Here is a 25,715-nt window from a genome sequence, read left to right on the forward strand (position 1 = left end):
CTTATTACGATTTTAAGTTAAAAATTTAATCACAAGCAAGTTCTCGCTCTATGAATATATTAAAAAGCTTAATTGAGCTTTAGTTACTACCAATAAACACTATATAATGCAACGATTAAACCAATTATAATTAATGCACCAACTGCAAAACTTCTTGATGTTTTAAACATTTTAACATCAATCTCGAGGCCTTTATCGTTCACTACTTTTTTGCTTTCTATCATACTGATAATGTACATTCCAATTATACAGAAAACGAATACAAAACCCATCCGATCTAAAAAAGGAATTTCATAGAGCATGCTTCCGTTTTCTTGTTTTACAAGTTTAGAGAAACCCATACCAGATAACCAGGAAAGATCAGTTAATTTAGGCAGGAATTTTAACAACAACGACAAACCAAAACCACCAATAGTAGCAAATAACGCGGCATTAGAAGTTGTCTTTTTCCAGAAGAAACCTAAAATAAACATCGCAAAAATACCAGGAGAAACAAAACCTGTATATTCCTGTATATATTGGAAACCACCTTTTTTATCGATACCCAAATGAGGCGCAATTAACACACCTAAAACCATTGCCACAACTATCGTTATTTTCCCAGTTAAAACAAGGTTCTTTTCTGTTGCATCAGTTTTAAGCACTTTCTTATAGATATCCAAAGTAAAGATAGTCGCGATACTATTAGCTTTACCTGCCAAAGATGCAACAACAGCTGCCGTTAATGCGGCAAAAGATAAACCTTTTAATCCTGCTGGTAATAAGTTTAGCAGAACAGGATAAGCTCTATCAGGGTTTACTGAACCATCTTGAAGCATTTCCGTTTGAAATGCGCCATCTTTATATAATACATAAGCTGCAATACCAGGCAACACCACAATTATTGGCATTAGCAATTTTAAAAATGCCGCGAATAATATTCCGCTACGTGCTGTTTTTAAATCGGCGCCCAATGCTCTTTGCGTGATGTATTGATTACAACCCCAATAGTTCAGATTAACAATCCACATACCACCTACTAACACACTTAAACCAGGTAAATCAATATAATTTTCGTTGTCTGGTTTCAAAATCATATGAAAATGCTCCGATGCTTTTGAAGTCATCAGGCTGTAGCCTTCTAAAATTCCTTTGGTTCCATAATGATCAGAAACCAAATTCAAAGCCAGGTATGTTGTTGCAAGACCGCCTAAAATCAGGAAGAATACCTGTATAACATCCGTATAACCGATAACTTTCATTCCACCAAGTGTAATTATAATGGCAAATCCAGCAATGGCGTACATGCAGAAATCGATGTTGAAACCAGAAATACTGCTAACGGCTAAAGCACCTAAATATAAAATTGAGGTTAGATTTACGACAACGTATAATAAAAGCCAAAAAACAGCCATTATCATGGCAACAGTGCCATTATAGCGCTGATGCAAAAACTGTGGCATTGTCGATATTTTATTTTTTAGATAAACAGGAATAAAAAATACCGCAACCACAATCAAGGTAGCAGCTGCCATCCACTCGTATGTTGCTATAGCCAGACCCATTTTAAAACCCGACCCGCTCATTCCAATAAACTGCTCTGCAGAAATATTCGACGCGATTAGCGAGGCGCCAATTGCCCACCATGTTAAAGAACCTTCTGCCAGGAAATAATCTTTAGAACCAGTTGAAGCGGATTTCTTTTTATTGTAAATGTAAAGCCCGTAAGCAGCTACAATTACGAAATAGATTAAAAAAACAATGTAATCCTTCGTATCGAGTATGTTATTTTTCATTAATTTATTTGGTTAAATATTTTTTTTGTCTTACAGCCAGGGATTAGCTGTAAGACAAATATAAACTTTCCGCAAAGCTTTTAAATATATCGGTTTATAACATTCTCGAGATATTCCTGCTTACCGCTGATTACTTTTGGTTCTCCATTTTCTGCTGCATAATTTCTTAAGTCTTCGAGTGTAAGTTTGCCTTGTTCAAATTCCGCACCCTTACCGCTATCAAAAGTTGCGTAGCGATCTGTTCTTACTTTTTTATAATCTGATTTTTGAAGAACAGCATCTGCAGTGATTAATGCTCTTGCAAAAATATCCATACCACCAACATGAGCATAGAATAAGTCTTGAGGATCAGTAGAATTACGTCTGATTTTTGCATCGAAATTAACGCCACCGCCTTTTAATCCACCGCCTTCTAAAATAATAAGCATCGCTTCTGTTAGCTCATTAATATCATTTGGGAACTGATCGGTATCCCAACCATTTTGGGAATCACCGCGATTTGCATCGATTGAGCCTAACAGACCGCTATCTACTGCAACCTGAAGTTCATGCTGAAAAGTATGGCCAGCTAAAGTTGCATGGTTTACTTCAAGATTCAGTTTGAAATCCTCCAACAAATCGAATTGCTGCAAAAAGCCTTTAACTGTTGCTGCATCATAATCATATTGATGTTTAGAAGGCTCGCAAGGCTTAGGTTCGATAAAAAACGTTCCTTTGAAACCCTGTTTACGTGCATAATCTTTAGCGGTATGTAAAAATTTAGCCAAATGCTCCTGCTCCCGTTTCATATTGGTGTTCAGTAAGCTCATATAACCTTCTCTGCCGCCCCAGAACACGTAATTTTCTCCGCCTAAGGCGATTGTTGCATCTAACGCTGATTTAACCTGCGCCGCACCATGTGCCAAAACATGAAAATCTGGATTAGTAGAGGCCCCATTCATGTAGCGCCCGTGACTAAACAAATTTGCAGTTCCCCAAAGTAACTTCACGTCGCTTTGTGCCTGTTTTTCTTTAGCATATTCCACTAAAGTCTGTAATCTACGTTCGTTTTCTGCTATATCATTTCCATAATCCACAACATCCACATCGTGAAAACAATAATAAGGCAGCTGCATTTTAGTGATAAATTCAAATGCCGCATCCATTTTATCTTTAGCACGCTCTACTGCATCCTTCTTTTCATCCCATGGAAAAATATGAGTTGGCCCACCAAAGGGATCGGCCCCGTTCCCGTTGAAAGAGTGCCAATAAGCACAGGCAAATTTAAAGTGTTCTTTCATGGTTTTACCCGCAACAATTTTATCTGCATCGTACCATCTGAATGCGAGCGGGTTATCACTTTGTAAACCCTCGTATTGAATCTGTTTAATTCCTTTAAAAAATTCAGTAGCTCCTGTTATTACTTTTATCATTTTATTATATTTTGTAATTATTTTAATGCTTTAATTAATATATTTTTCCAATCTCCATACAATGGTTCATAATCATTCGAATTTTTAGGCTCGAGGTAACGTAATACTTTATGTTCAGCAAAAGCTTCCTCCGCAGTTTTAAAAACACCAGCGCCAATTCCTGCACCTAATGCAGCCCCAACACTTCCATCATTTTCATATAATTCTACAGGCACACCTGTTACATCTACAAAAGCCTGGGCGAACAAATCACTTAAAAACAAATTAGCCATCCCAGCTCGGATTACTTTTGGTTGCATCCCGTTTTCACGTAAAATATCTAAGCCATAACGGAAAGAAAAGGCGATTCCTTCTTGAACGCTCCTGAAAATATCGGATTGATTATGCAAATTTAAATCAACCCCCAATAACTGGGCTCCAGTATATTTATTATTCAACATACGCTCTGCACCATTGCCAAATGGCAGCACGCGAATACCTTTACTACCTATTGGCGATAAGGCTGCAAGTTGATTTAATTCTGAATAAGAAAGATTTGGCGCAAAATTATATTTAGCCCAACGATACATACTGCCAGTTCCGTTGATGCAAAGCAACACGCCAGTTCGTTTTGCATCGTTTGAATAATTTACATGAGCAAAAGTATTAACCCGCGATTGCTGATCATATGTTAATTCATCACTAACGCCATAAATTACACCTGAAGTTCCTGCAGTTGCGGCAACCTCTCCTGGTTTAAGTACATTTAAAGACAATGCATTATTAGGTTGATCTCCTGATTTATAGGTTACTGGAATCCCTTCTTTTAACCCTAATAATCGGGCAATTCCAGGGCTTAAATGACCATGCTCAGAAAATAGTGGTTTTATATCTGGAATTAGACTTTCATCCAAGCCATAAAAATTTAAAACATCTTTGGAAACTTCATTTTTTCTAAAATCCCAAAAAACTCCTTCGGAGAGCGCAGCAACACTTGTAGTAATCTCCCCAGTAAATTTCATTGCAATAAAATCGCCAGGCAGCATAATTTTATCTATTTTACTGTAAAGTTCGGGTTCGTTGTTTTTAACCCAGGCCAGTTTCGATGCTGTAAAATTACCAGGTGAATTAAGCAAATTATGTAAACATTTCTCTTGCCCAATGGCATCAAAAGCTGCTTCTCCTGATTCAACAGCCCTGCTATCGCACCATATTATACTATCTCGCAATACATTTTGTTCTTTATCTACCACAACTAATCCATGCATTTGATAAGCAATACCAATTGCAACGATTTCTTTGGGATTAAACAACTCCAGGGCATTTAACTTTAAAATGGCTTGTTGTGCATTTCTCCACCAATCCATTGGAGATTGCTCTGCCCAGCCAGGCTTTATGGATTTAATTTCCGTTTCAATATCAGGATACTGAACAGTAGCTAAACACTTTTGCGTAACTGCATCAACAACAGATGCCTTAATGGAAGAAGTGCCTATATCGATACCTAATAAATACATATGGTTAAAATTTTATAATGTTATGCAAACGGTTGCATAAATATGAGATTTAATTTATAAACTGCAAATTTTTTATTAAAAAATCATGCGTAACTAACAGACAATTATTGTTATTAATCATCAATTCAAGAAAAAAAGCCTAATTTTTACCTGCATAATCCAACCACTTAAAGCTTGCCTTATTATCTGATGTTAAGCCAGAAGAGGTGGCATACAAGGCAAACAATGAGCCCACAAAACCGCCCGCTACCTTTGTACTTAAATACTTCCCATCTAAGCCTCCTGCTAATAATTTCCAATCTTTGGCATTATTTGAATAATAAAAATTACATACACTTTTATCTGCTTCGATTTGAAGATATATCTTGCTTTTTCCAACATAAACCTGCTTAATTAAAGACATATTATTATTTTGCTTGTTGCCTTTAAAAATCTGCAATACCTGCCTGCCACCTTCGATAGATTTGCAGAGATAATAGAAATTAAATTCACTTTGATAAATCAATAAACCCGCCTTTTCGTTTTTAGCCCTTGCTGTAAAATTTAATTCAGTTGAGGCCTTACAAATTAAATGTTGCTGCCGTTTCCCTATAAAAGCGGGATTCCCCGTCCCCATGCAAGTTTCTGGTGAAAGATTCATCGTTATACCGTCGGCTTTACTGAGCTTAAACCAGCTTTTATCTAAGGTTCTTAAAAAAAGTAGGGCTGGGTCAATTTTATCCTCGAATTTGATTCTGTATTGAAAATTGCCACTTTGAGGAATTGTGTTTAACTCTTTAACTTCCTTAATAGATGTCTTGTAAACGGGTTGAATTTCTTTAAAATCGGGATTGATAATTGGCCATTCATTGTCCCATCTAACGGGAGCAATAAATGTTTCTCTCCCAATATTGTAAAAATCGTCTTCATAAGGGCGAACGGCTAAAAAGACAGCGTATGTATTTCCATCTGGCCCCTCAACCAGCTCTGCATGTCCTGCAGAAGTTACTGGATTTTTACGTTTCGGGTCTAAATCTCGTTGTGTTAATATTGGATTCTTTTCATACGCTAAGTAAGGACCAGTTGCCTGCTTGCTCCTTAAAATTACCTGTGAGTGATTAACGGAGGTTCCGCCTTCTGCAGCGCACAGATAATACCAATCTCCTCGTTTAAAAATATGAGGTCCTTCGATCCAAACAGGCTTTTTACTAATGTCTACTCCCCCATTTACCAATTGTTTTTCTTCACCTAAAACTTTTAAGGTAATGGGATCAAATTCGTAAACACGAATTGTTCTATGGCCACTATAAAGCGGCTTATTATCAGGTGCATCGCTATTGTAAACAATATATGCTTTATCAGTATCAAAAAACAAAGATGGATCTATTCCTTTAACTTCTGGCAACCAAACTGGATTACTCCAGGGGCCTGATGGGCTTTTGGCTGTTACTACAAAATTGCCTTTCCGATCGATTAACGTACAGGTTACATAATAGGTTCCATTATGAAAATTTATAGATGGTGCAAATAAGCCCCGCGATACGCCATCTCCTAAAAAGTTCATTTGGCTTGGCCTATCTATAACATTGCCGATTTGCTTCCAGTTTTTTAAGTCTTTGCTATGAAAAACAGGTATACCTGGAAAATATGAAAATGTAGAATTAACTAAATAATAATCATCGCCCACTTTCTTAACACTTGGATCGGGATAAAAACCAGATAAAATTGGATTAACCAAATTAATTTGTGCAGAACAGGTTATAGCTATACATAGAAAAAAAAGAGTGAAACACTTTCTCATTTGAAGAATTTTATTTGGTTAAGAAGAGGAAAGATATAAATAAAGAAATAAAAATGCAACCGATTGCAGAAACTATTTTTTTTCTTATTTTAGTAAAAGTTTCAAGCTCATTTTTACCCTAACCAAATCAATATGAAAAAACTGGCGCTATCGATTTTCGGCCTTAGCCTGCTCACTACAACGGTAACTTTTTCGCAAAGCTATTTTAAAACTCAAGGCAACGTAAAACAACTTTATGTAAACGACAAACCATTTCTAATTTTAGCAGGTGAACTCGGTAACTCGAGCTCATCGACTGTAGAATATATGCAACCGATTTGGCCGAAACTAAAATCCATGAATTTAAACACGGTTTTAGCACCAGTTTATTGGGAATTAGTAGAACCTGAAGAGGGAAAGTTTGATTTCAACTTAATTGAAAGCCTTATACAAAATGCCCGAAAAAACGACATCAAGTTAGTATTTCTGTGGTTTGGCGCCTGGAAAAACAGCATGTCTTGCTATGCGCCATACTGGGTTAAAAAAGACCAGAAAAGATTTCCACGAGCTACAAATAAAAATGGTGTCGGACAAGAAATCCTTAGTCCTTTCTCTGAAAATAATTTAACCTCAGATATTAAAGCATTTAGAGCTTTGATGACCTACATTAAAAAAATAGATGCCAAAGAGCAAACTGTTATTATGATACAGGTAGAAAATGAAATAGGAATGCTACCCGATGCCAGAGATCATAGTGCAATAGCTACATCTGCTTTTAATAAAGCTGTACCGCAGCCATTATTCAATTACCTAAAGTTAAACAAAGAAAACCTGATGCCAGAATTTAAAGCTGCCTGGGCCAAAAACGGTTACCAAACCACAGGTACATGGGAGAGCGTTTTTGGCAAAAGTTTAGCCACTGATGAAATTTTTATGGCGTGGTATTATGCAGATTTTATTAACAAACTAACAGATGCGGGCAAACAAGCTTATAATTTACCAATGTATTTAAATGCTGCTTTGAATTATAAAAAAGAAGCTAAACCCGGAGAATACCCGAGTGCTGGTCCGTTACCGCACATTATTGACGTTTGGAAAGCTGGTGCACCAAAAATCGACTTGCTTTCTCCCGATTTTTATAATCCTAATTTTAAATACTGGAATGATTTGTATGTAAGAGGCAATAACACCCTATTTATTCCTGAGATTAAATTTGAACAAGGCGTAGCGGGTAAAGCATTCAATGCTATTGGTCACTATAACGCCGTTGGCTTTTCCCCCTTCTCAATCGAAAATGGAGATGAAAAAATGAATATGGAGATTTCTAGCGCTTATAAATTATTAGATAAATTAAGCCCATTAATTCTTCAAAACCAAGGTAAAGGAACGATAAATGGTGTTTTATTTGATAAAACAGATAACAAGCAGGAAATTAAATTAGGCGACTATACTTTAACTTTCTCGCATGATTTAAATTTGGGCTGGTCACCAAAATCAAAAGAAGATAACTGGCCGATTACTGGTGGATTGGTTATACAACTTGCACCAGATGAATTTATTGTAGCTGGAACTGGTATAGTGGCAACTTTCAAACCCTTAGCTGCTAATCTAAACGCAGGTATTGCGCAAATCGATGAAGGTAATTTTAAGGATGGGAAATGGATACCTGGCTTGCGTTTAAATGGCGATCAAAGTCATCAAGGCAGGCATTTAAGAATCCCCGAAGGTAATTTTAGTATTCAAAAAATAAAACTATACGCTTATAAATAATCTCCAGATGAAGAAAACAGCAATATTATCTCTATTAGTTTTTAGCTTCTTATACGGATCTGCTCAAATTAAACTTCCTAAACTGATTAGTAGTGGAATGATTTTACAAAGATCGGATACCATTAAAGTTTGGGGCTGGGCGGCGGCCAGCGAAAACATAAGCTTAGATTTCAACAAAAAAAAGTATAATACAAAAGCAGATAAAAACGGGAACTGGGAAATAAAGCTAATGCCACAACAAGCTGGCGGGCCTTACGAAATGATTTTTACAGCTAGTAACAAAATCGTTTTAAAGGATATTTTATTTGGTGATGTTTGGCTTTGCAGTGGCCAATCGAACATGGAATTGCCAATGGGTAGGCTGATTGATCAATATCCAGAGGCAATAGCCAATGCAAACCACCCACAAATCAGGCAATTTTTAGTCCCTGATGAATATGATTTCAAACAAAAAAGAAATGATTTATCAAGTGGAAAATGGCAAGCCGCCAATCCAAAAACAGTTTTAGATTTTTCTGCCGCTGCTTACTTCTTCGCTTTAGATATAAATAAAAAATACCACATCCCGATTGGAATTATTAATGCAGCATTGGGTGGCTCACCAGCGCAAGCATGGATTAGTGAAAGTGCAATCGAAAAATTTCCAGCCTATTATAAAGAAGCACAAAAATTTAAAGATGATCAGCTTATCAAACAAATTGAAACGGATGATCAAAGCTTATCAAATGCGTGGTACAAAAACTTAAATACAAATGATTTAGGCATAAAGAATAACTGGAAAGCAAATGTTGAAGATTCTGATTGGGCAGAAATGAATATCCCAGGCTACTGGGCAAATGGTTCTTTAGGAAAAACCAATGGTGTTGTTTGGTTTAAAAAGGATATTATTATTCCAAAATCGATGATTGGTAAACCCGCAAAATTACTATTGGGTAGAATTGTAGATGCGGATTCTGTATTTATTAATGGCGAATTTGTTGGCGCTACCAGCTATCAGTATCCGCCAAGAAGGTATCTTTTTAATTCAGGCGTTTTAAAAGAAGGTAAAAATACCGTAACAGTTAAATTAATTAATAATTCGGGCAATGGTGGTTTTGTAGAAGATAAGGCTTACCAACTTATTACGGGTCAAGATACAATCAATTTAAAAGGTAAATGGAAGTATAAATTAGGCGCAAAATCAGTTCCTGCGCCATCGCAAACATTTATAAGATGGAAACCTATTGGACTCTATAATGCAATGATTGCTCCATTAGAAGACTATAAAATTAAAGGAGTATTATGGTATCAGGGAGAGGCGAATACTGGAAACGCTAAAGAATATGTAGAGCTTATGCAGAGTCTTATTGCAGATTGGAGAGCAACCTGGAAAAAGCCATTATTGCCATTTATCTATGTTCAGTTACCTAATTTTATGGAAACTAAGGATAAGCCTTCTGAAAGTAACTGGGCAGAATTAAGGTTTCAGCAACGAGCTTTGTTAAGTGTTAAAAACACAGGAATGGCAGTGGCAATAGATTTAGGCGAATGGAATGATATTCATCCGTTGAATAAACAGGATATTGGTAAAAGATTAGCCCTGCAGGCTGCTCATTTGGTTTATGGAGATAAAAAAACAGTTTCAAGCGGACCAACCTTTAAGTCGTTAATTTTGAATAAAAATAAACTTATTTTGAGCTTTGATAATGTTGGTGATGGATTAGTAATTAAATCAGGTTCGGCATTAAAATACTTTGCTGTAGCAGGAGCCGACAAAAAATTTGTGTGGGCGAAGGCAGAAATACAACATAACAAAGTTTTAGTTTGGAGTGAAGAAATAGCCAATCCTGTTTATGTTCGTTATGCCTGGGCTGATAATCCTGAAGGGGCAAACCTTTACAACAGAAACGGTTTACCAACCGAACCTTTTGAAGCTTCAATAAAATAATTATCGCATAGGATGGAGAAGCCAATTAGTTTCACCAATAAAAAGAACTGGTTTGTTTTTTGAATGGTTCTTAATCATTATGAATTGTAATCCTTAAAAAACTTAATAATAAAAGATTCAAATAATACCATAAGATCCCACACTTGTTGTCGACACTTTAAAAAAAATGGTTTTGTAATGTTGATCTTAGTGTTAGAATTTACAATCATCTAAAAAATGAGTTAAAGCATCTGTAGATTACAAAAAAGGCCATTCCGAACTCGGAATGGCCTTAACCACTAACTAACCATTTTATTACTGACCTTTGAGGCCTTGAGAAAAACCTCCAAAAGCTGGTTTTTTATTGTATGAGCCATCGAATAGCAGAGGCCCATCATTTTTTGCTAAACTTGTTGTAATCCAGCTATCGGCATCGGTAACACCCCAAACCGTAATTCCACCACGTTGTGCTTCTGGTACATATTTATAGTAAGCTTTAACCACGTGATTATACATCGCCGCCTGAAGATTTCTTAAAGCAGGGAAAGTAGCAACCGCCCCAACCTTTTCTGATGGGTTTAATCTAACATCTAATTCAGATATACGAACCTTCAGTCCAGTTGCAGCTAATTTCTGAAACATATCATTAATCATATTGTAAGAAGTATTGATGTTACAGTGCATTTGCGTGCCCACGCCAGTAATACCAGTATTTGCAGCTTTTAACTCTTTAGCCAGGGCTACAAATGCATCTAGTTTCACCGTGCTGGATTCCAGGTTATAATCATTCATGTATAAATCTGCATTTGGATCAGAGGCTCTTGCGTAGGTAAAAGATTTTGACGCATAATCTCTTCCCAGATAATTTTGCCAAACAAAAATATCAGTTCGCCCAGCTGGAACAGGCGTATTGGTATTGTTTCTGATTTCACCTGCATCAGTGAAAGGCTCATTGATAACATCCCAGGCTGTTATTTTACCTACATACCTACCTACAACCGTTTGGATGTGTTTTTTCAACGCATTATCTACAATCGTTGTCAAAGCGCCACCAGTTGGAGGCGCAACTATCGATGCATCTGTAATACTAACATCATCCAGATAAAGTGTATTTTGCGTTCCACCTAAATCAAAGGCCAATTGCATAGCAGTAACGCCTGCGGGAATAGCATAGTCGTAAGAAATTTTTGTATAAGAAGTGGTTACAGCCTTTCCTCCCTGATAATTTACAGAACCAGCAGTAGCACCAGAATAAGGTCTAATTTCAAATTGGATGCTTTGTGCACTCGCTCCTTTTATGTAAAAAGATATCGTATATGTTTTACCTGCTGTAACGGCAATCTGCGCTTTGCTAACCAATTGCGTATTATAGTTTTGCCCGCCCGCAGGCACATTAACCTGTAAAGCTTTTGAGCCAGTATTCACATTACTTGCTGTACTTACAAATTGTCCTGGGCCATTTAAAACCTGCCACCCATCGGCTGGTTCGGCAGTGGTACCTATCGTGGTTGTTTCAAAACCTGGATTAACCGCTAAATTTGTTGGGCCAGTTCCGCTTCCACCCCCGCCAATTAAACTATTATAGTAAGAGGCTCTTTGTTGCGAATGCCAGACTAAAGTATGCCCGAACACTTTTATGCCTGCTGTAGTTGCCAGATTATAGAAGTTATCGGCAGTTGTAAAATCATAAGTTCCATCAGCTTTTACAATTGCATTGTTTTTTAGCTCATTGCCAAATGTAATCCATCCAGCCTCTCTTTTTATAGTTTCCCAATATGAAGAGTTGGTTGATGATAATGGATATTCTGCAGCTAAACCTATTGGAAAAGAAACTAAAGATTTTAAAGGGGCAGCGTTGTCTGTAAATTGATCTTCAACCAGGCTATTTGCTCCGTTATAAATATCTTTTTTGCAAGAATACATCCCAACTGCTGTTAGTAACAGTAAGCCAGGGATAATTAATTTATTTTTCATTTTAATTTACGCTAATGATTTGACTAATAATAACCTGGGTTTTGATATTTATTTCGGTTCGGATCGCCTGTTGGATCGACAACACTATTAATCTGACTTTGAGGGATGGGCCTTAAATTGTGGTAATCTTTTATGTTAGTAGCTCCATCTGGATTATTGGCCTTTACACGTTCTACCAACTTTTTACGAACAGCTAAATCAGCCCAGCGAATGCTTTCACCACATAGTTCTCGTGTGCGTTCATCTAAAATAAAATCAAGGTTAATTTGCGCTAATGTAATATCCATTGCCACCTTTCTACTGGCAAGTTCTGTTGCCGATAAACCTGATCGGAAGGCAGCTCTCTCTCTTAAAGCGTTAATCAACGGTACTGCATCTGCAGGATGACCATCTTGCAATGCAGCTTCTGCCGCCATTAAGTAAACATCTGATAGTTTTGCTACTATAAACGGGCGACCAGAAACATCCTGAAAGTTATTACGAACACTGTCATCGTATTTTTTAAGATTTGGATAAAGCTGATTGGTTTTATTTTGATTACTCCAGAATTCTGATGGACCCAAAACCTTATACTTTTTACCTGCTGCTTTTAGCTGAGCTGCTCGGGCATCGGTTGGCGCCAAATAAATTGCGGTATCACCCAAAGCAAAGCCAACCCCTGCCAGTTTAGTTTTAAAGGTTTCTAAATCTGCACCAGTGCGTAAAGTTGCTACCCGCCATAACACCCTAAAAGTTGCATCGTAACGGCTATCATTAGTCTTCTCTGCAAAAACCTTATTAAAAACATAAGGCGTTGGAGCCAATTGTCTCAACGGACGACCATATTGTAAAGGACGATCATCAATAAGTGATACACCCCCAACCGTAATCGCATTTTGATAGTTGGCATTAAATAAATTGTTTGCAAGATTTACTTTACCATCAAATTCGGTGCCTGGACTTGTAGTTTCGTTATTCGAATTATTTAAAGCTAAACGTTCTACTGAATACAAAACCTCTTTGTTGTAATCATTACCTTGTTTATGCACCTGACTATAATCTGGTAATAAATCAGTACCATATTTTGCTTTATTATTGATTAATTCCATCGCAGTTTTATAAGCATTATTGAAATCTGTAGCCTCTTTTACATCAGAATAACCACGGTAGAGATAAACCCTCGAAAGTAAATGTAAAGCAGCAGCTTGCGACAGCTTAAAGGCATTTGTTGGCCTGGTAACTGGCAAGTTCTGACTTGCAAAAGTTAGGTCGTTAACCATTGCCTGATAGTTTTTCTTTAAAATGTCAGTGAAAGGCAAGCGATTAAAGCCGTAATAGGCCACGTCTGTAAAAACCAGATCGCCCGATCCTAAATCTAATGGAACTGCGCCAAACTGCTCAACTAACAATAAGTAATAATGTGCTCTCAAATATCTGGCCTCAGCAACAATAACATTACGTGCCGCATTATCCATTGTTACTTTCGGTGCATTATCTACAATAAAATTGCAAAGATTAATATTTGAATAATTTCTATTCCATGGTGTTAAAATAGCACCATTTGTAGGTGGAATTTGGTAAGTACCCAATTCCAGGGTTTGCCCAGAATTCCCCTGATCACCAAAGGTCCATTCATCAGTACCCATGTTAGCCAATAGAACCGCACCAATTGGTCCAAAATCGTAACGCATCCCTGCATATACAGATGTCATGGCAGCCTGCAGGCCTTCAGGTGTTCTTAAATATTCTGTAGTAAAGGCTGTATAAGGTTTTTCTTCTAGTGCTTTTTTGCATCCTTCAAGCGTAATTACCACCGAAAGAAATGCCGCGAGTATAAAATATTTTGTTTTCATATCTGTAATATTATGACTGAGGTTTATTAAAATGTAACATTTAAACCAGCCAGGAAAGTTCTCGTTGGTGGTATTGTAGCGCCAATTGTTAATGCTCTGTTTGATATATTTCCTGGATTTGAAACACCCTGGTTTCCAGTTCCTGTAGCTTCTGGATCTAAACCACCAGCCTTAACGTATGGAGAATATAAAATGAATGGATTTTGTGCAGCTATATAAACCTTAATTTTTTGTGCACCCAATTTATTCGCAAGTTTATTACTTAGGGAATAACCAAGGTTGATGCTTCTTACTTTGATGAAGCTGGCATCATAATAACCTAAAGTAGACCACGCATCACTAGTTAAAGCTGAAGTAATTTGTCCTCCTGAAACATTTGGCGATGGGAAGTTATTTGTCGGATTTGTTGGTGTCCAATAATCAACAGCTAATTGATTTCTACGACCATCATTAATTGTTAAATAGCCCGCAAGTGGTTGGTGCACCTGACTTATTAATGTACCACCAAAACGAGCATAAACTACAAAAGAGAAATCGAAACCTTTATAATTGAAACGGTTAGTTATACCTCCTTGAATTTTTGCCTGGGCATTACCGATAACATATTTATCATCAACGGTTAATTTGCCGTCGCCGTTGTGGTCTTCTAATTTAAGCTGACCTGGAACAAATCCGTATTTTGCCGCCTCGGCTGCTTCACTTGTTTGCCAGATACCTAATTTTTTATAATCGAAAATCGCAGTTAAAGGCTGTCCAACAAATAATTGCGCATTCGTTACCTGAGTAATATTACCATTTAAGGCAACCAGTTTATTTCTATTGAAATAAAAATTCAGATCCGTGCTCCAAGAAAAACCACCATCGGTTTTAACATTTTGGCTTGATAGGGCTACCTCTAATCCCTTATTGGTTACGTTACCAATATTGGTCAAATAAGGTTCTGATATTCCTGATGTAGGCGGTAGCGGAACACCGTATAAAAGTTTGTCTGTTTTAGCGGTATACCAATCAACACTACCAGTAATACGGTTATTTAATATCCCGAAGTCTAAACCGATATTTGTCGTCCGCGTATACTCCCAATCCAATTTTGGATCTACAATTTTAGTTACATAATAACCAATTTGCGATGATGGCCCATAATTATATCGAACACTATTCGAAGCCACACCACCTAAAGTACTATATGCAGGCACTGCCTGGTTTGAGGTAACACCAAACCCAGCACGAAGTTTTAAATTCGAAACAATTTTTTGGTTCTTCATAAAATCTTCGTTCGTAATACTCCAACCTGCAGAAACAGCAGGGTATTGCTTCCATTTATTTCCATCACCAAGACGTGATGAACCATCTCTTCTACCTGTTAAAGTAATCATGTACTTATCATTGTAAACATAATTTGCCCTTAACATCATGGAAATCAATGTTGCTGAAGATTCACTTCCACCTAAAATGGCAACAGGACCAACAGATGATTGACCAAGATTGTAAAACTGTACAAAATCAGCAGTAATTGAATCCTTACTTACCGATGTATTGTGGTATTGTTCTCGTTCAAAGCCAAATAAAGCAGTAACCGAAACACGATGTTTCTGTGCTATGGTTTTCTCGTATGTAAGTAAATTATCTAAAGAGTACTTTGTTCCAGTTCCGTTATTAACAGATGCCGTATTCCCTAAACCTGGTCTGAAATAACTGTTGGTTCCTCTAAATTGCGCTCCTTCTTCCTGATTAAAATCTAAACCTGCATTTAAGCGATATTTAAGCCCATCAATAATCTGAACTTCTCCATAAAGACTATTAAATGTACGGAAACGTCGAACCCGATCTACCCACTGATTATTATTAGATAATAACATAAGTGGGTTATAGGTTGTATTTAAGTCATCAAGATTACCTGATGGTTTTATATTTACACTTCCATCGGTATTGTATGGCGAGGTTAACGGACTCAAAGCCAGCAACGGAAACACATTTAGCCCGAATTGCGAACCGTTAGTAATGCTATAATTGGTTAAATTATTGAAACCAATTTTTACGCGTTTACCTACTTTGAAATCGCCTGTTGCTTTTAATGATGCCCTCGTAAAATCCTGACTTGGCAAAGCCGAAGTTTGTTTGAAATAACCTCCGCCAACAGAAAATTGACTTTGATCGCTTCCACCTGAAATGCTCAGATTATTGTCAGTCATGTAACCATCTTTATAGAGTAATTCCTGCCAATCTGTATTTCTACCAGTCGCAATACCCTGTTTCTCATCAGCCAGGTAATCTTGATTATAAACAGAATAATCACGAAGTGCTCTATATTGATCTGCATTATAAACATTATACTTATCGGTAATTTTACTCACGCCATAATAAGTATTAAATGAAACTCTTGTATCACCAGCAATTCCTCGCTTTGTTGTAATTAAAACCACCCCGTTTGCACCTCTCGAACCATAAATTGCAGTTGCCGATGCATCTTTCAAAACATCAAGACTTGCAATATCATCTGGATTGATATCATTTAATGTACCACCATAAGGTATCCCATCTACAACAAACAAAGGGTCGTTTGATGCATTAATAGATCTTTCTCCTCGAATTCTAATCTGAGCTCCAGAACCTGGCCTGGTACCCACCGACTGAACTTCTACCCCCGCCATTCTACCTTGCAATGCCTGTTGAATATTCGCTACGGGAACTTCCTTAATTGCCGCACCACTTAAAGATACAACAGAGCCCGTAACATCTTTACGTTTCTGAGTACCATAGCCGATTACAACAACTTCATTCAGGTTTTTCGAATCTGGAGTTAGCACAACATTGTAACTCGACACACCATTTTTAATTTCAATTTCTTGCGATGGATAACCTATAAAAGACACAATTAATGTCTTTTCATTCGTAGGCGCACTGATGGTAAAGCTTCCATCGTCTAATGTTAAGGTGCTTTTACCTGAAAGTTTAAGTTTAATGCCTGCACCTGGTAAAGGAAGATTTTTTTCATCTACAACCTTCCCCTTTAAAATGTTTTGTGCGAACAGCAATGTTGGAGTTAGTCCTAGCAGAAGTAGCAGAACAACCATACGCTGCAAAAAGATTTTTTGTCTGGGTTTTCTCATAAAAGGTTCAATTTAATTCACAGCTTTTAGCCGTAGTTTTTAAATAATCTTAAGCACCCGTTCGCCTAGTTAGAGACAAAGAATGGTGCGTAATTATATTTGGTTATGATAAATGTAGAAATAAAAAATCAATTTGCAACCGATTGCATAAAATATTTTCAATTATTTTTACAATCGCTTATAAAACACTAAAAAATGGTGTATTTTTACGCTGTACCGATTGCACAAACTAAATAAATAGAGTTTTTTACTATGAAAATGATTGAGACCATGCGCTGGTATGGACCAGAAGATATTGTAAGCTTAACCAACATTAAACAAGCAGGCTGCCAAGGTGTTGTAACGGCGCTACATCATATTCCAGTTGGTGAAATATGGCCCATAGCTGAAATAGAAAAAAGAAAAGCCGAAATAGCAAAATACGGAATGTTTTGGAGCGTTGTAGAAAGTTTGCCCGTTCATGAGGATATTAAAAAACGAGCAGGCCAGTATCAAACTTGGATAGAAAATTACAAGATCAGTTTAGCCAATCTTGCCTCATGTGGCATTAAGGTAATTACTTATAATTTTATGCCCGTTTTAGATTGGATGCGAACAAATTTAAAGTTCGAAACCCAAACAGGTGCATTAGCCCTGCGCTTCGAAAAATCGGCCTTTATTGCTTTTGATTTGTTTTTACTCAAAAGACCAAACGCCGAAGCTGATTATTCTAAAACCGAAGTAGAGCACGCAACCGCTCATTTTGAAAAGCTTAGCCCTGAAGAGCGGGAGAAGTTAATGGGCAATTGCTTACAGGGCTTACCAGGCAGTAAGGATAGCTTTACCCCTGAGCAGGTTTTAAACTTGCTTAATGGCTTTAAGGGAATTACCAGAAGTAACCTAAAAGAGAACCTGGTTCACTTTCTGCAAGAGATTACGCCTGTAGCCGATGAAAACGGTATGCAAATGGCTATCCATCCTGATGACCCACCCTACCCAATACTAGGTTTACCAAGAATAATGAGTACCGAAGAAGATGCCCGTTTCATTATAGAACAAGTTCCTGCAAAATCAAATGGCCTTTGTTTTTGCAGCGGTTCTTTCGGTGCCAGACCAGACAATGATTTACCTGGCATGATGGAAAGATTAGGTTCGAGAATATATTTTCTTCATTTAAGAAGCACGCAAAGAGACGATGCAGGGAATTTTTACGAGGCTAATCATTTAGAAGGAAATGCAGATATGTTTACTTTGGTTACCCAGGCAGTTAAACTAATGCACAAAGAGAATAGAGCAATACCGATGCGACCGGATCATGGACACCAAATGCTTGATGATTTAGATAAGAATCCTTATCCTGGCTATTCCGCTATTGGGCGGTTAAAAGGCCTTGCAGAGATACGTGGGTTAGAAATGGGCATACAAAAAAGTATTTTCAAATAATTAACTGGAGATTCAAGCGTCGTTGGTTCTTCGTCACTTTTGATGAAATAAAAAAAAAGTTAATTATCACTCGAAGGAAATTTGATTTTAAAGATGTTTTGATTTTGTTATAGGATCATGCTTGCAACTGAACCCCTTTATTTCACCAAAAGTGACGAAGAATTACAATCCCCATAATCTACGCCTCGGGAAGCAATTGCAAATTACCAATCATATCAACCGACAGCAACTCTACAAAAGGCGCTCTGCAAAAGAGTTCTTTTTCTCAAGTTAAAAATATTATTTCCTAATTTGACTTGCATCATCGCACAAATGATTATATACAATAAGCTGTTATAAAGATGCGTAATGCTTAGTTTAAGATTATAACGATCCGATCGAGTATTTAACATTAAAAATTTGTAAAACAATCTTAATTAGCATTAAAAATTTGATTGGTTTGTAAATTTTATTCGAATTAGCATTAAATATTTGCACTATGAGTTTTGGCTATGGATAAAAAAAAATCCTATTCGAAGCATTTACTACTTCAGTTTCCCTAAATACTGTAGTGGTTAGTTAAACAATAAATATGCCCTAACCTGGCTGGGGATTGCAGTGTAACGGATCAAAAGATTCCATGTCGAAATGATCACTTCAAGAATTTATGCTACGCAAATCAATAATTTCAGCCATAAACTTGTTGCCGTGATGAATTCTGACTAGCAAGCTGAATCTAGATTCGGCATGAACATATTATTGCCCACGAAATCGTTCATTAGCGCTATCGAAAGTACTAGTTGTTTGAAAATTAATAAGGGTTAGTACAATGGGACCAAATCAGTTGGTTTATCGACACAAGATTAAATTAACAATATAGATAGTAAAGATTTCTAGTAAAATTGCTTATAGAAGTTTTTTAAAGCTACCCTTGATGATTTTTATCAGTAGATTGCCGGGCAACAACGGTTGGGTCAAGTACAATATGTTCTATATTTTCATAAGGATTTTCCTGCTGAATCATTTTTAGAAACATTTTTGCACACTCGGAACCAATTTGCGGTGCGTGCTGATCTATCGTTGATAAATTCGGTGTTATGTAGGCCGAAAAAGCTTCGTTAGCAAAACCAATAACACCTATTTCGGGTGGTGTTTCGTCAATTTCCTTAAGTTTTTTAATTACACCCAATGCCGTAAAATCATCGCCAGCAACTATTGCATCTGGCTTATGCTCACTTCTGATCAGTTTACCTGCACCAAATCTGCCATCTTTTATGGATAAGCCACCAAAAACGATATGCTCATCTAATACTGGCAAGTTATTATCCTGCAAACAAGCCTTGTAACCTTTAAGCCTGTCATTAAAAATTTTAATTTGATGAATAGTCGTGATAAATGCAATTTTTTTATAACCTCTGTCTATCAAATGTTGCGTAGCCAGATAACCTGCTTTAAAATCATCCAAAGTTATTGTAGGTACGGCTAAATCTACGTTAACCCGATCAAATAAAATTAAAGGTTTATTCTGTTTAATAATTTCGGCAAAATGTGAAACGTCTTCAGTTTCCAGAGACATAGAAGCCATAATCCCATCAACCTGAGCTTCAAGTAAAGTTCTTACCCCGTTAATTTCATTTTCAACAGATTCGTTTGATTGATATATAATTACCCGGTAACCACTGTCTTTTAGCCCGTCTTCAATGCAGTGAATAATCGATGCAAAAAAATGCGCCTCTACACTTGGTACGATTACACCAATAATATGGGTTTTACCAGATTTTAATGCAGAAGCAAGCTTATTTGGACTATAATTTAGTTTTTTAGCCATCTCCACAACCGCCTTTTTAGTCGTATCGCTTATCGCAGGGAAACCACTCAAAGCTCTTGATACAGTAGAAACTGTGATGTTTAGCTCTTTTGCGATATCGTATATGGTTGTTTTCTTTTTCAAATTTAAATGTGATGAGCAAAGTTACCTAATAAGACAATGAAGTTAGATATAACTTAACAGCTTGTTTCGGCAATTTAAGTATTTACCTGAAATGATGAAATTCTTTTTAGCTCAAAAAAGAGAATTCTTCCTAAAATAAAATCTGGTTAACCCTCAAAGTGCTCTAAAAAAAATCCTGCTCGTTTTGTAAATGGAGCAGGATTTTTTTTATTTATTAATTGGATCGATTAGCGCAATTGTGCCGTCGTCTTTATGGCGCAGTTCGGTAACCTTCACATTTCTCAAATGCGTTTTATTTGATAGTTGGGTATCGTGATAAAAAATATACCACTTACCTTTTACTTCTACAATAGAATGATGGGTTGTCCATCCTTGAACCGGATTCATAAATGTACCCTGATATTTAAAAGGCCCGTAAGGGCTATCGCCTATTGCTGAAGCCAGAAAGTGAGTATCGCCGGTAGAATAAGTGAAATAATATTTCCCATTAAATTTATGCATCCAGGCGCCTTCAAAAAATCTACGGTCATGATCTTTGGTTAACAGTGGTTTGCCCGCAGCATCTAAAATTACAACATCTTTAACAGCCTCATCAAAGCCCAGCATATTTTTACTCAACTTAACAACTTTTGCCGTCAATGCAGGCTCATTTTCTTTACCTGAATCTGTTTTAGAGCCGTTCGCATCATACTTCCCATTATTCCAGCGTTGAAGCTGGCCTCCCCATATACCACCATAATACATATAACTACTGCCATCAGTATCCGTAAACACAGCAGGATCAATACTAAAACTACCTTCTATAGGTTTTGGTTCTGCCTTAAAAGGACCAGCTGGGCTCTTTGATGTTGCAACACCAATACGGAATATATCATTTTTATCCTTAACTGGAAAATACAGGTAATAAGTACCATCTTTAAAAGCAACATCAGGCGCCCAAAGTTGCCTTCCTGCCCATGGAATATCTTTAACACTAAGTGCCACACCATGATCGGTAACCTTACCATTGATACTATCCATACTTAAAATATGATAATCTTTCATATCGAAATGATCCCCATTGTCGTTCTCTGGCGTACCCGATTCTATATCGTGAGAAGGATAAATATATATTTTACCGTTAAAAATATGAGCTGAGGGGTCAGCCGTATAAATTTCTTTAATTAAAGGTTCGCTAAGAAATTTCGATTTTTTAACCATATCATTCTTCAGTTCGTTTTTAGCTCCAGTATTTTGCTGGCAAGAACTGGTTGCAGCAACAGCCATAATTATTGCTATGCCAGATAGTTTTTTAAAATTATTCATCATCTTATTTTCAGATTTATAAATGGATTATTTTACTTCAATACAAAAGTTTCTGGCGCACCTAAAAAACTAGGTTTTAAGCCGCCAAGGTTTAAAACTAATTTTTGCAACACAACACCTGGACTAATCATCCAATATTTCAAGGTATGTTTTCCTGTCCGACTAAATTTTAATGGTGTTTTAAAAATTTTAATATTATCAGCTACAGATTTTCTCCAGGCCGTTTCAGTCTTATAATCGCTACTAATATTTACCACAACAGGGGCTTCATCGTTAACAGAAACAGCGAATTTCAATCCATCTCCATTTGTAAAATCTATGGTTGGAGATATGAAACTATTCAGTTCAAAAGTTCCAGTTTCATTTAGGTAAATATCATATTCTAAATGTGGTGTATTGGGGTCTAAATTTTGAGTAGATGAAGTAACAGGTACTGGCATCATACCACCCAAGGTTTTTCCATAATTTGGAATGTTTTTCCAGAAGATGGGTCTACTGCCAACAGCCTTGGTATAGTTAGGTGCTTCGATTGCGATATAACCATTATCTGGTAAGAAGGCATTTATATTTTTATCAGCAAACCGTCTGTTATCAACATTTAACAGCATCGTGATTTTAGAACCATCGCTTGCAGAAACCGTAACAAAAGCTTGCGATTTTGCTGCAGGAGCTTTGTCCCAATCAATACTCAGCCAAATGCGCTTCTGATCATTTACAGTTCCTTTTACCTCCTTAATTTTTACAAATGCTGATGATTTTATTTCATAACTGAAACTGCCTTTAGCTTTGTTAAAAAGCTCGAAATAGTGAGGTTTATTGCTATAATAATCGAAAGAAGGCAATGTAAAATTAACTTTTGATTTACCCGTCCACGATGAATCACTACCTTCAATTGATAAACCCATTTCCGCTTTATTCAAATTACTTTTATAGGCAAGGGTAATGGTTTTAGGGATACTGTTTTTTTCAGGCTGTTGCCAATAAGTATAGCCTATATGAGTTTGATCCATCATATGATCCCACTTACCACCTGCCAAGATTTTGTTATAATAATGCGTTATGGCTTCATCTTTTTTATACAACACACTCACTTTATCAGCGAAGGCATTTGCAGAAAACCGACCTTGCCTGGCATAAAGTTTATTCTTAGCTACATTAAAATATAGTTCGTATAAATTTGCGCTGGCCTCTACCGGGTGCATAACTAATTGGTAAAATGCATCTTTTTGGTCCGCTTGAATTTGGCTGTAAATCAGGCTGGTTTTCTGCTCCAGATCTTTATAATCCGAAACCACGTTTTCAAATTCATTATAATTTATTAAACTATAAATACTATCCGAAAGCAGTTCGGGTTTTATCCTGCCGTTATACTTCGAATAGCGATCCAATATGTCAGCAATTTCCGGGGCGAACTGTTCTCCAAACTGTTCAGCACTCCAATCAATGGTGTACTGTTTCAGTTTTTCTGCAGGAATGGCATCTGGAGCCCATGCGTAATCCAGAAAAAATGAAATTGGGAATTCCATAGGCTTCAAATCGCCAACGTTACCAATCCAGATTTGATTTGCATTGTACTGGTAAGCTAAATGCATTTGTTCCCAAACTTTTTGAATGGGGTTGGTATTAATCCACTTATAATTTCTAGGATCGCCTACATAATCAAAATGGTAATAAATGCCATAACCACCTTTTCTTGGTGCTTCGTTTAACTTTGGCAATTTCCTAATGTTTCCCCAGTTATCATCACAAAGCAGCAAAGTAATATCATCGGGTACTCTCATGCCCTTATCATAATAAGCTTGAACCTCTTTATAAAGCGCCCAAAGCTGTGGCGTTTCAGCTGCTGGTTTCTCTGTAACTTTTTCTATAATTTCCCGTTGATCTTTAACAATCTTTTCCAGCAAAGCAGTTGCTGTTCCTTCTGTCATAGGCTCATCGCCATCACCACGCATACCAACGGTAATAATCTGCTCTTTACCCGCCACCCGCTTTAAGCCACTTTCCCAAAACGCTCTTAGCTGCGCTGGATTTTGTTCGTAATTCCATTTCCCACCATTGTATCGCTTCCACTCATCGTGGGCTCTGGTTAAGGGTTCGTGATGCGAAGTACCGATTACTATTCCATACTCATCAGCCAAAACGGGATTCATTTTATCATCATCATTAAATGCACTTCCCCACATTGCAGGCCATAAATAATTGCCTTTTAGTCTTAAAATTAACTCAAAAACCTTCCCATAAAATTTACTATTAAAACCACCAAATTCCTTTCTGCTCCAACCCGATAAAGCTGGTGCTTCATCATTTAAAAATATGCCTCTGTATTTTACCGCTGGCGATGCAATTACATGTCGACCACCAACAACATAAAGTGTTTCACTTTTTTTTACGGGAACATCAGCCCAATAATACCAAGGTGAAACCCCAATCTGAGTAGAGAGCTCGTAAATACCATAGATTGCACCACGCTTATCACTCCCTGCAATAACCAGCGCCGAATCTATACCTGCAACTGGGTTCTTTACCACCTGAATTAAGGTACTTTCCCAATTCCCTGCAATGCCAGCCACATCAATTTTATTTGCTCTTATAAGTTGATTAATGATTTCACTTTTTCCAATCGTACCAACTATAATGGCCATTGTCGATTTTTTATCGGCTACAAAATCTGGCTTAACACCTGTAACCTTTTCTATATCTAACTGAAGATCTTTAGCAGCTCTGATTACCCCAGGCCAGTCATTACCACTCACCAAAATAGATGAAACTTTGCCTTTTTTCGCAATTGGAAAACTTCCAGGTGTATAAACTTTTGTTACAAATGGATTTGCACCTGCTGCAAAAGCAATTGCTTTAAAACTGACTAAAAGAATTAACAGGCTAAGTTTCTTCATATTATTTGCTTTTAAAATTGATAACTTCCCAATAAGCTTTTTTTGGTTGCAGATTAGCATCAAAAAGTAGAGGGTAATTTTTTCTTCCCATGACCGGATATTCATCCAACCAGCTGTGGCGATCGGAAACATTCCAAAAAGTAACATTGGTAATTACATCTTTATATGCTCTGAAGACATTAAAAACCATGGCATACTTTGCCGCTTGTCTGGCTTCCAAATCGGCAGTAAATTGATCTGACTCGCCAGGCCTTTTCGCTCTTCTATCCTTTTCCCATGGATAAATGGAAATATCTAACTCTGTGAACTGAATTTTTAAACCCAGCGCTGAATACCTTTCTATAGCGGTGCGTAAATCTGCTTCTGTTGGTGACTTTAACGACCAATGCGCTTGTAAGCCCACGCCATCTATTGGTACACCTTTATCCTTAAGGCTTTTTAGAAGTTTATAAATTCGTTCTCGTTTTTCGGGTAATTCGCTATTGTAATCGTTATAATAAAGTTTTGCTCCAGGATCTGCCTCATGCGCATACTCAAAAGCCTTAGTTATAAAATCTTCTCCACAGATTTCGAACCATTTAGAATTCCGCAGGGAATTTGCAGGATTATCGTCAATTGCCTCATTCACTACATCCCATGCGTAAAATATTCCTTTATAACGACCAACAACTGTATTGATGTGTGTTTTTAAACGTTTGAGTAAGGTTTCTTTAGATACTTGTTTATCACCATCTTTAAACATCCAATCGGGTGTTTGCTGGTGCCAGCAAAGGTTATGCCCACGTATTTTGATGCCATTTTTAATGGCGAAGTTTACGATCGAATCTGCAGCTTTCCAATAAAACTCCCCTTCCTTTGGTTGTAAAGGAGCCATTTTCATTGCATTTTCTGCCGTTAAACTATTAAACTGTTTTTTGATTAATACCGATTCATCTCCTCTTAGATTTCTCAAACCAACGGCTACGCCAACTGGAAAATAATTGCTATAAAAATCTTTCAGCCCTTGATTACCCAAACCAGGTTCACCAGTTAATTGCTGAGCCTGAGCAGTATAGAAGACACCTGAAAGGATTAAATAAATCCACACCGACGCCATAAATTTTAAAAATCTAGAACCACTGCTCATAATA

At 37.0% G+C, this 25,715-nt stretch carries 14 protein-coding genes; 3 read left to right on the forward strand and 11 right to left on the reverse strand.

Annotated features, from left to right (window positions below):
- Positions 1-86 precede the first annotated feature (86 nt).
- From ABD692_RS03715 to ABD692_RS03730, 4 genes are all read right to left on the reverse strand, one after another.
- Complete coding sequence (locus ABD692_RS03715) at positions 87-1,775, reverse strand: sodium/sugar symporter (protein WP_344765024.1); 1,689 nt, start codon at positions 1,773-1,775, stop codon at positions 87-89.
- 80 nt (positions 1,776-1,855) lie between these two features.
- Positions 1,856-3,187, reverse strand: coding sequence for a xylose isomerase (gene xylA, locus ABD692_RS03720; RefSeq protein ID WP_344765026.1), 1,332 nt, complete (start codon positions 3,185-3,187; stop codon positions 1,856-1,858).
- A gap of 17 nt (positions 3,188-3,204) precedes the next feature.
- Positions 3,205-4,683, reverse strand: a complete 1,479-nt coding sequence (locus tag ABD692_RS03725) for a xylulokinase (protein WP_344765028.1) — start codon at positions 4,681-4,683, stop codon at positions 3,205-3,207.
- Between the two features lie 139 nt (positions 4,684-4,822).
- Positions 4,823-6,463, reverse strand: a complete 1,641-nt coding sequence (locus ABD692_RS03730) for a glycoside hydrolase family 43 protein (RefSeq protein ID WP_344765029.1) — start codon at positions 6,461-6,463, stop codon at positions 4,823-4,825.
- Between the two features lie 132 nt (positions 6,464-6,595).
- On the opposite strand from ABD692_RS03730, the gene ABD692_RS03735 reads away from it, so the two are divergent.
- The gene (locus ABD692_RS03735) at positions 6,596-8,212 is read left to right on the forward strand and encodes a GH35 family beta-galactosidase (RefSeq protein ID WP_344765031.1); all 1,617 of its coding nucleotides are present in this window, start codon (positions 6,596-6,598) and stop codon (positions 8,210-8,212) included.
- Between the two features lie 7 nt (positions 8,213-8,219).
- Positions 8,220-10,139 carry a sialate O-acetylesterase gene (locus ABD692_RS03740; RefSeq protein ID WP_344765033.1) on the forward strand — a complete coding sequence of 640 codons (1,920 nt, stop codon included), beginning with the start codon at positions 8,220-8,222 and terminating at the stop codon, positions 10,137-10,139.
- A gap of 294 nt (positions 10,140-10,433) precedes the next feature.
- On the opposite strand, the gene ABD692_RS03745 is transcribed toward ABD692_RS03740, so the two are convergent.
- From ABD692_RS03745 to ABD692_RS03755, 3 genes are read right to left on the reverse strand one after another with little or no spacing between them, the layout of a single operon-like run.
- Positions 10,434-12,092 carry an endo-1,4-beta-xylanase gene (locus ABD692_RS03745; protein WP_344765035.1) on the reverse strand — a complete coding sequence of 553 codons (1,659 nt, stop codon included), beginning with the start codon at positions 12,090-12,092 and terminating at the stop codon, positions 10,434-10,436.
- A 23-nt stretch (positions 12,093-12,115) separates the two neighbouring features.
- Positions 12,116-13,924, reverse strand: a complete 1,809-nt coding sequence (locus tag ABD692_RS03750) for a RagB/SusD family nutrient uptake outer membrane protein (protein ID WP_344765037.1) — start codon at positions 13,922-13,924, stop codon at positions 12,116-12,118.
- A 26-nt stretch (positions 13,925-13,950) separates the two neighbouring features.
- A complete protein-coding gene (locus ABD692_RS03755) occupies positions 13,951-17,034 on the reverse strand; it encodes a SusC/RagA family TonB-linked outer membrane protein (RefSeq protein WP_344765039.1) in 3,084 nt (1,027 codons plus the stop codon).
- A gap of 252 nt (positions 17,035-17,286) precedes the next feature.
- Between ABD692_RS03755 and uxuA the strand changes: the two genes are divergently transcribed.
- Entirely contained in the window at positions 17,287-18,456 is a 1,170-nt protein-coding gene (gene uxuA / locus ABD692_RS03760) for a mannonate dehydratase (RefSeq protein ID WP_344765040.1), read from the forward strand.
- Between the two features lie 904 nt (positions 18,457-19,360).
- On the opposite strand, the gene ABD692_RS03765 is transcribed toward uxuA, so the two are convergent.
- The 4 genes from ABD692_RS03765 to ABD692_RS03780 all read right to left on the reverse strand — a co-directional run bounded on the left by ABD692_RS03765 (position 19,361) and on the right by ABD692_RS03780 (position 25,711).
- The gene (locus tag ABD692_RS03765; protein ID WP_344765041.1) at positions 19,361-20,386 is read right to left on the reverse strand and encodes a LacI family DNA-binding transcriptional regulator; all 1,026 of its coding nucleotides are present in this window, start codon (positions 20,384-20,386) and stop codon (positions 19,361-19,363) included.
- A gap of 207 nt (positions 20,387-20,593) precedes the next feature.
- Positions 20,594-21,694: a glycoside hydrolase family 43 protein gene (locus ABD692_RS03770; protein WP_344765042.1), complete on the reverse strand. Its 1,101-nt coding sequence runs from the start codon at positions 21,692-21,694 to the stop codon at positions 20,594-20,596.
- A gap of 29 nt (positions 21,695-21,723) precedes the next feature.
- Positions 21,724-24,585, reverse strand: a complete 2,862-nt coding sequence (locus ABD692_RS03775; RefSeq protein WP_344765043.1) for a glycosyl hydrolase 115 family protein — start codon at positions 24,583-24,585, stop codon at positions 21,724-21,726.
- Position 24,586: 1 nt separating this feature from the next.
- Complete coding sequence (locus ABD692_RS03780) at positions 24,587-25,711, reverse strand: endo-1,4-beta-xylanase (RefSeq protein WP_344765045.1); 1,125 nt, start codon at positions 25,709-25,711, stop codon at positions 24,587-24,589.
- Positions 25,712-25,715: the final 4 nt, after the last annotated feature.

The sequence above is a fragment of the Pedobacter ginsengiterrae genome (assembly GCF_039537385.1).
Taxonomy (GTDB): domain Bacteria; phylum Bacteroidota; class Bacteroidia; order Sphingobacteriales; family Sphingobacteriaceae; genus Pedobacter; species Pedobacter ginsengiterrae.

Excerpts from the sequence above, each read along its gene's own strand:
- ABD692_RS03745 (WP_344765035.1), bottom strand. The coding sequence starts at position 12,092 with ATGAAAAATAAATTAATTATCCCTGGCTTACTGTTACTAACAGCAGTT.
- uxuA (WP_344765040.1), top strand. The coding sequence starts at position 17,287 with ATGAAAATGATTGAGACCATGCGCTGGTATGGACCAGAAGATATTGTA.
- ABD692_RS03770 (WP_344765042.1), bottom strand. The coding sequence starts at position 21,694 with ATGATGAATAATTTTAAAAAACTATCTGGCATAGCAATAATTATGGCT.
- ABD692_RS03725 (WP_344765028.1), bottom strand. The coding sequence starts at position 4,683 with ATGTATTTATTAGGTATCGATATAGGCACTTCTTCCATTAAGGCATCT.
- xylA (WP_344765026.1), bottom strand. The coding sequence starts at position 3,187 with ATGATAAAAGTAATAACAGGAGCTACTGAATTTTTTAAAGGAATTAAA.
- ABD692_RS03740 (WP_344765033.1), top strand. The coding sequence starts at position 8,220 with ATGAAGAAAACAGCAATATTATCTCTATTAGTTTTTAGCTTCTTATAC.
- ABD692_RS03780 (WP_344765045.1), bottom strand. The coding sequence starts at position 25,711 with ATGAGCAGTGGTTCTAGATTTTTAAAATTTATGGCGTCGGTGTGGATT.
- ABD692_RS03735 (WP_344765031.1), top strand. The coding sequence starts at position 6,596 with ATGAAAAAACTGGCGCTATCGATTTTCGGCCTTAGCCTGCTCACTACA.
- ABD692_RS03775 (WP_344765043.1), bottom strand. The coding sequence starts at position 24,585 with ATGAAGAAACTTAGCCTGTTAATTCTTTTAGTCAGTTTTAAAGCAATT.
- ABD692_RS03750 (WP_344765037.1), bottom strand. The coding sequence starts at position 13,924 with ATGAAAACAAAATATTTTATACTCGCGGCATTTCTTTCGGTGGTAATT.
- ABD692_RS03730 (WP_344765029.1), bottom strand. The coding sequence starts at position 6,463 with ATGAGAAAGTGTTTCACTCTTTTTTTTCTATGTATAGCTATAACCTGT.
- ABD692_RS03715 (WP_344765024.1), bottom strand. The coding sequence starts at position 1,775 with ATGAAAAATAACATACTCGATACGAAGGATTACATTGTTTTTTTAATC.
- ABD692_RS03755 (WP_344765039.1), bottom strand. The coding sequence starts at position 17,034 with ATGAGAAAACCCAGACAAAAAATCTTTTTGCAGCGTATGGTTGTTCTG.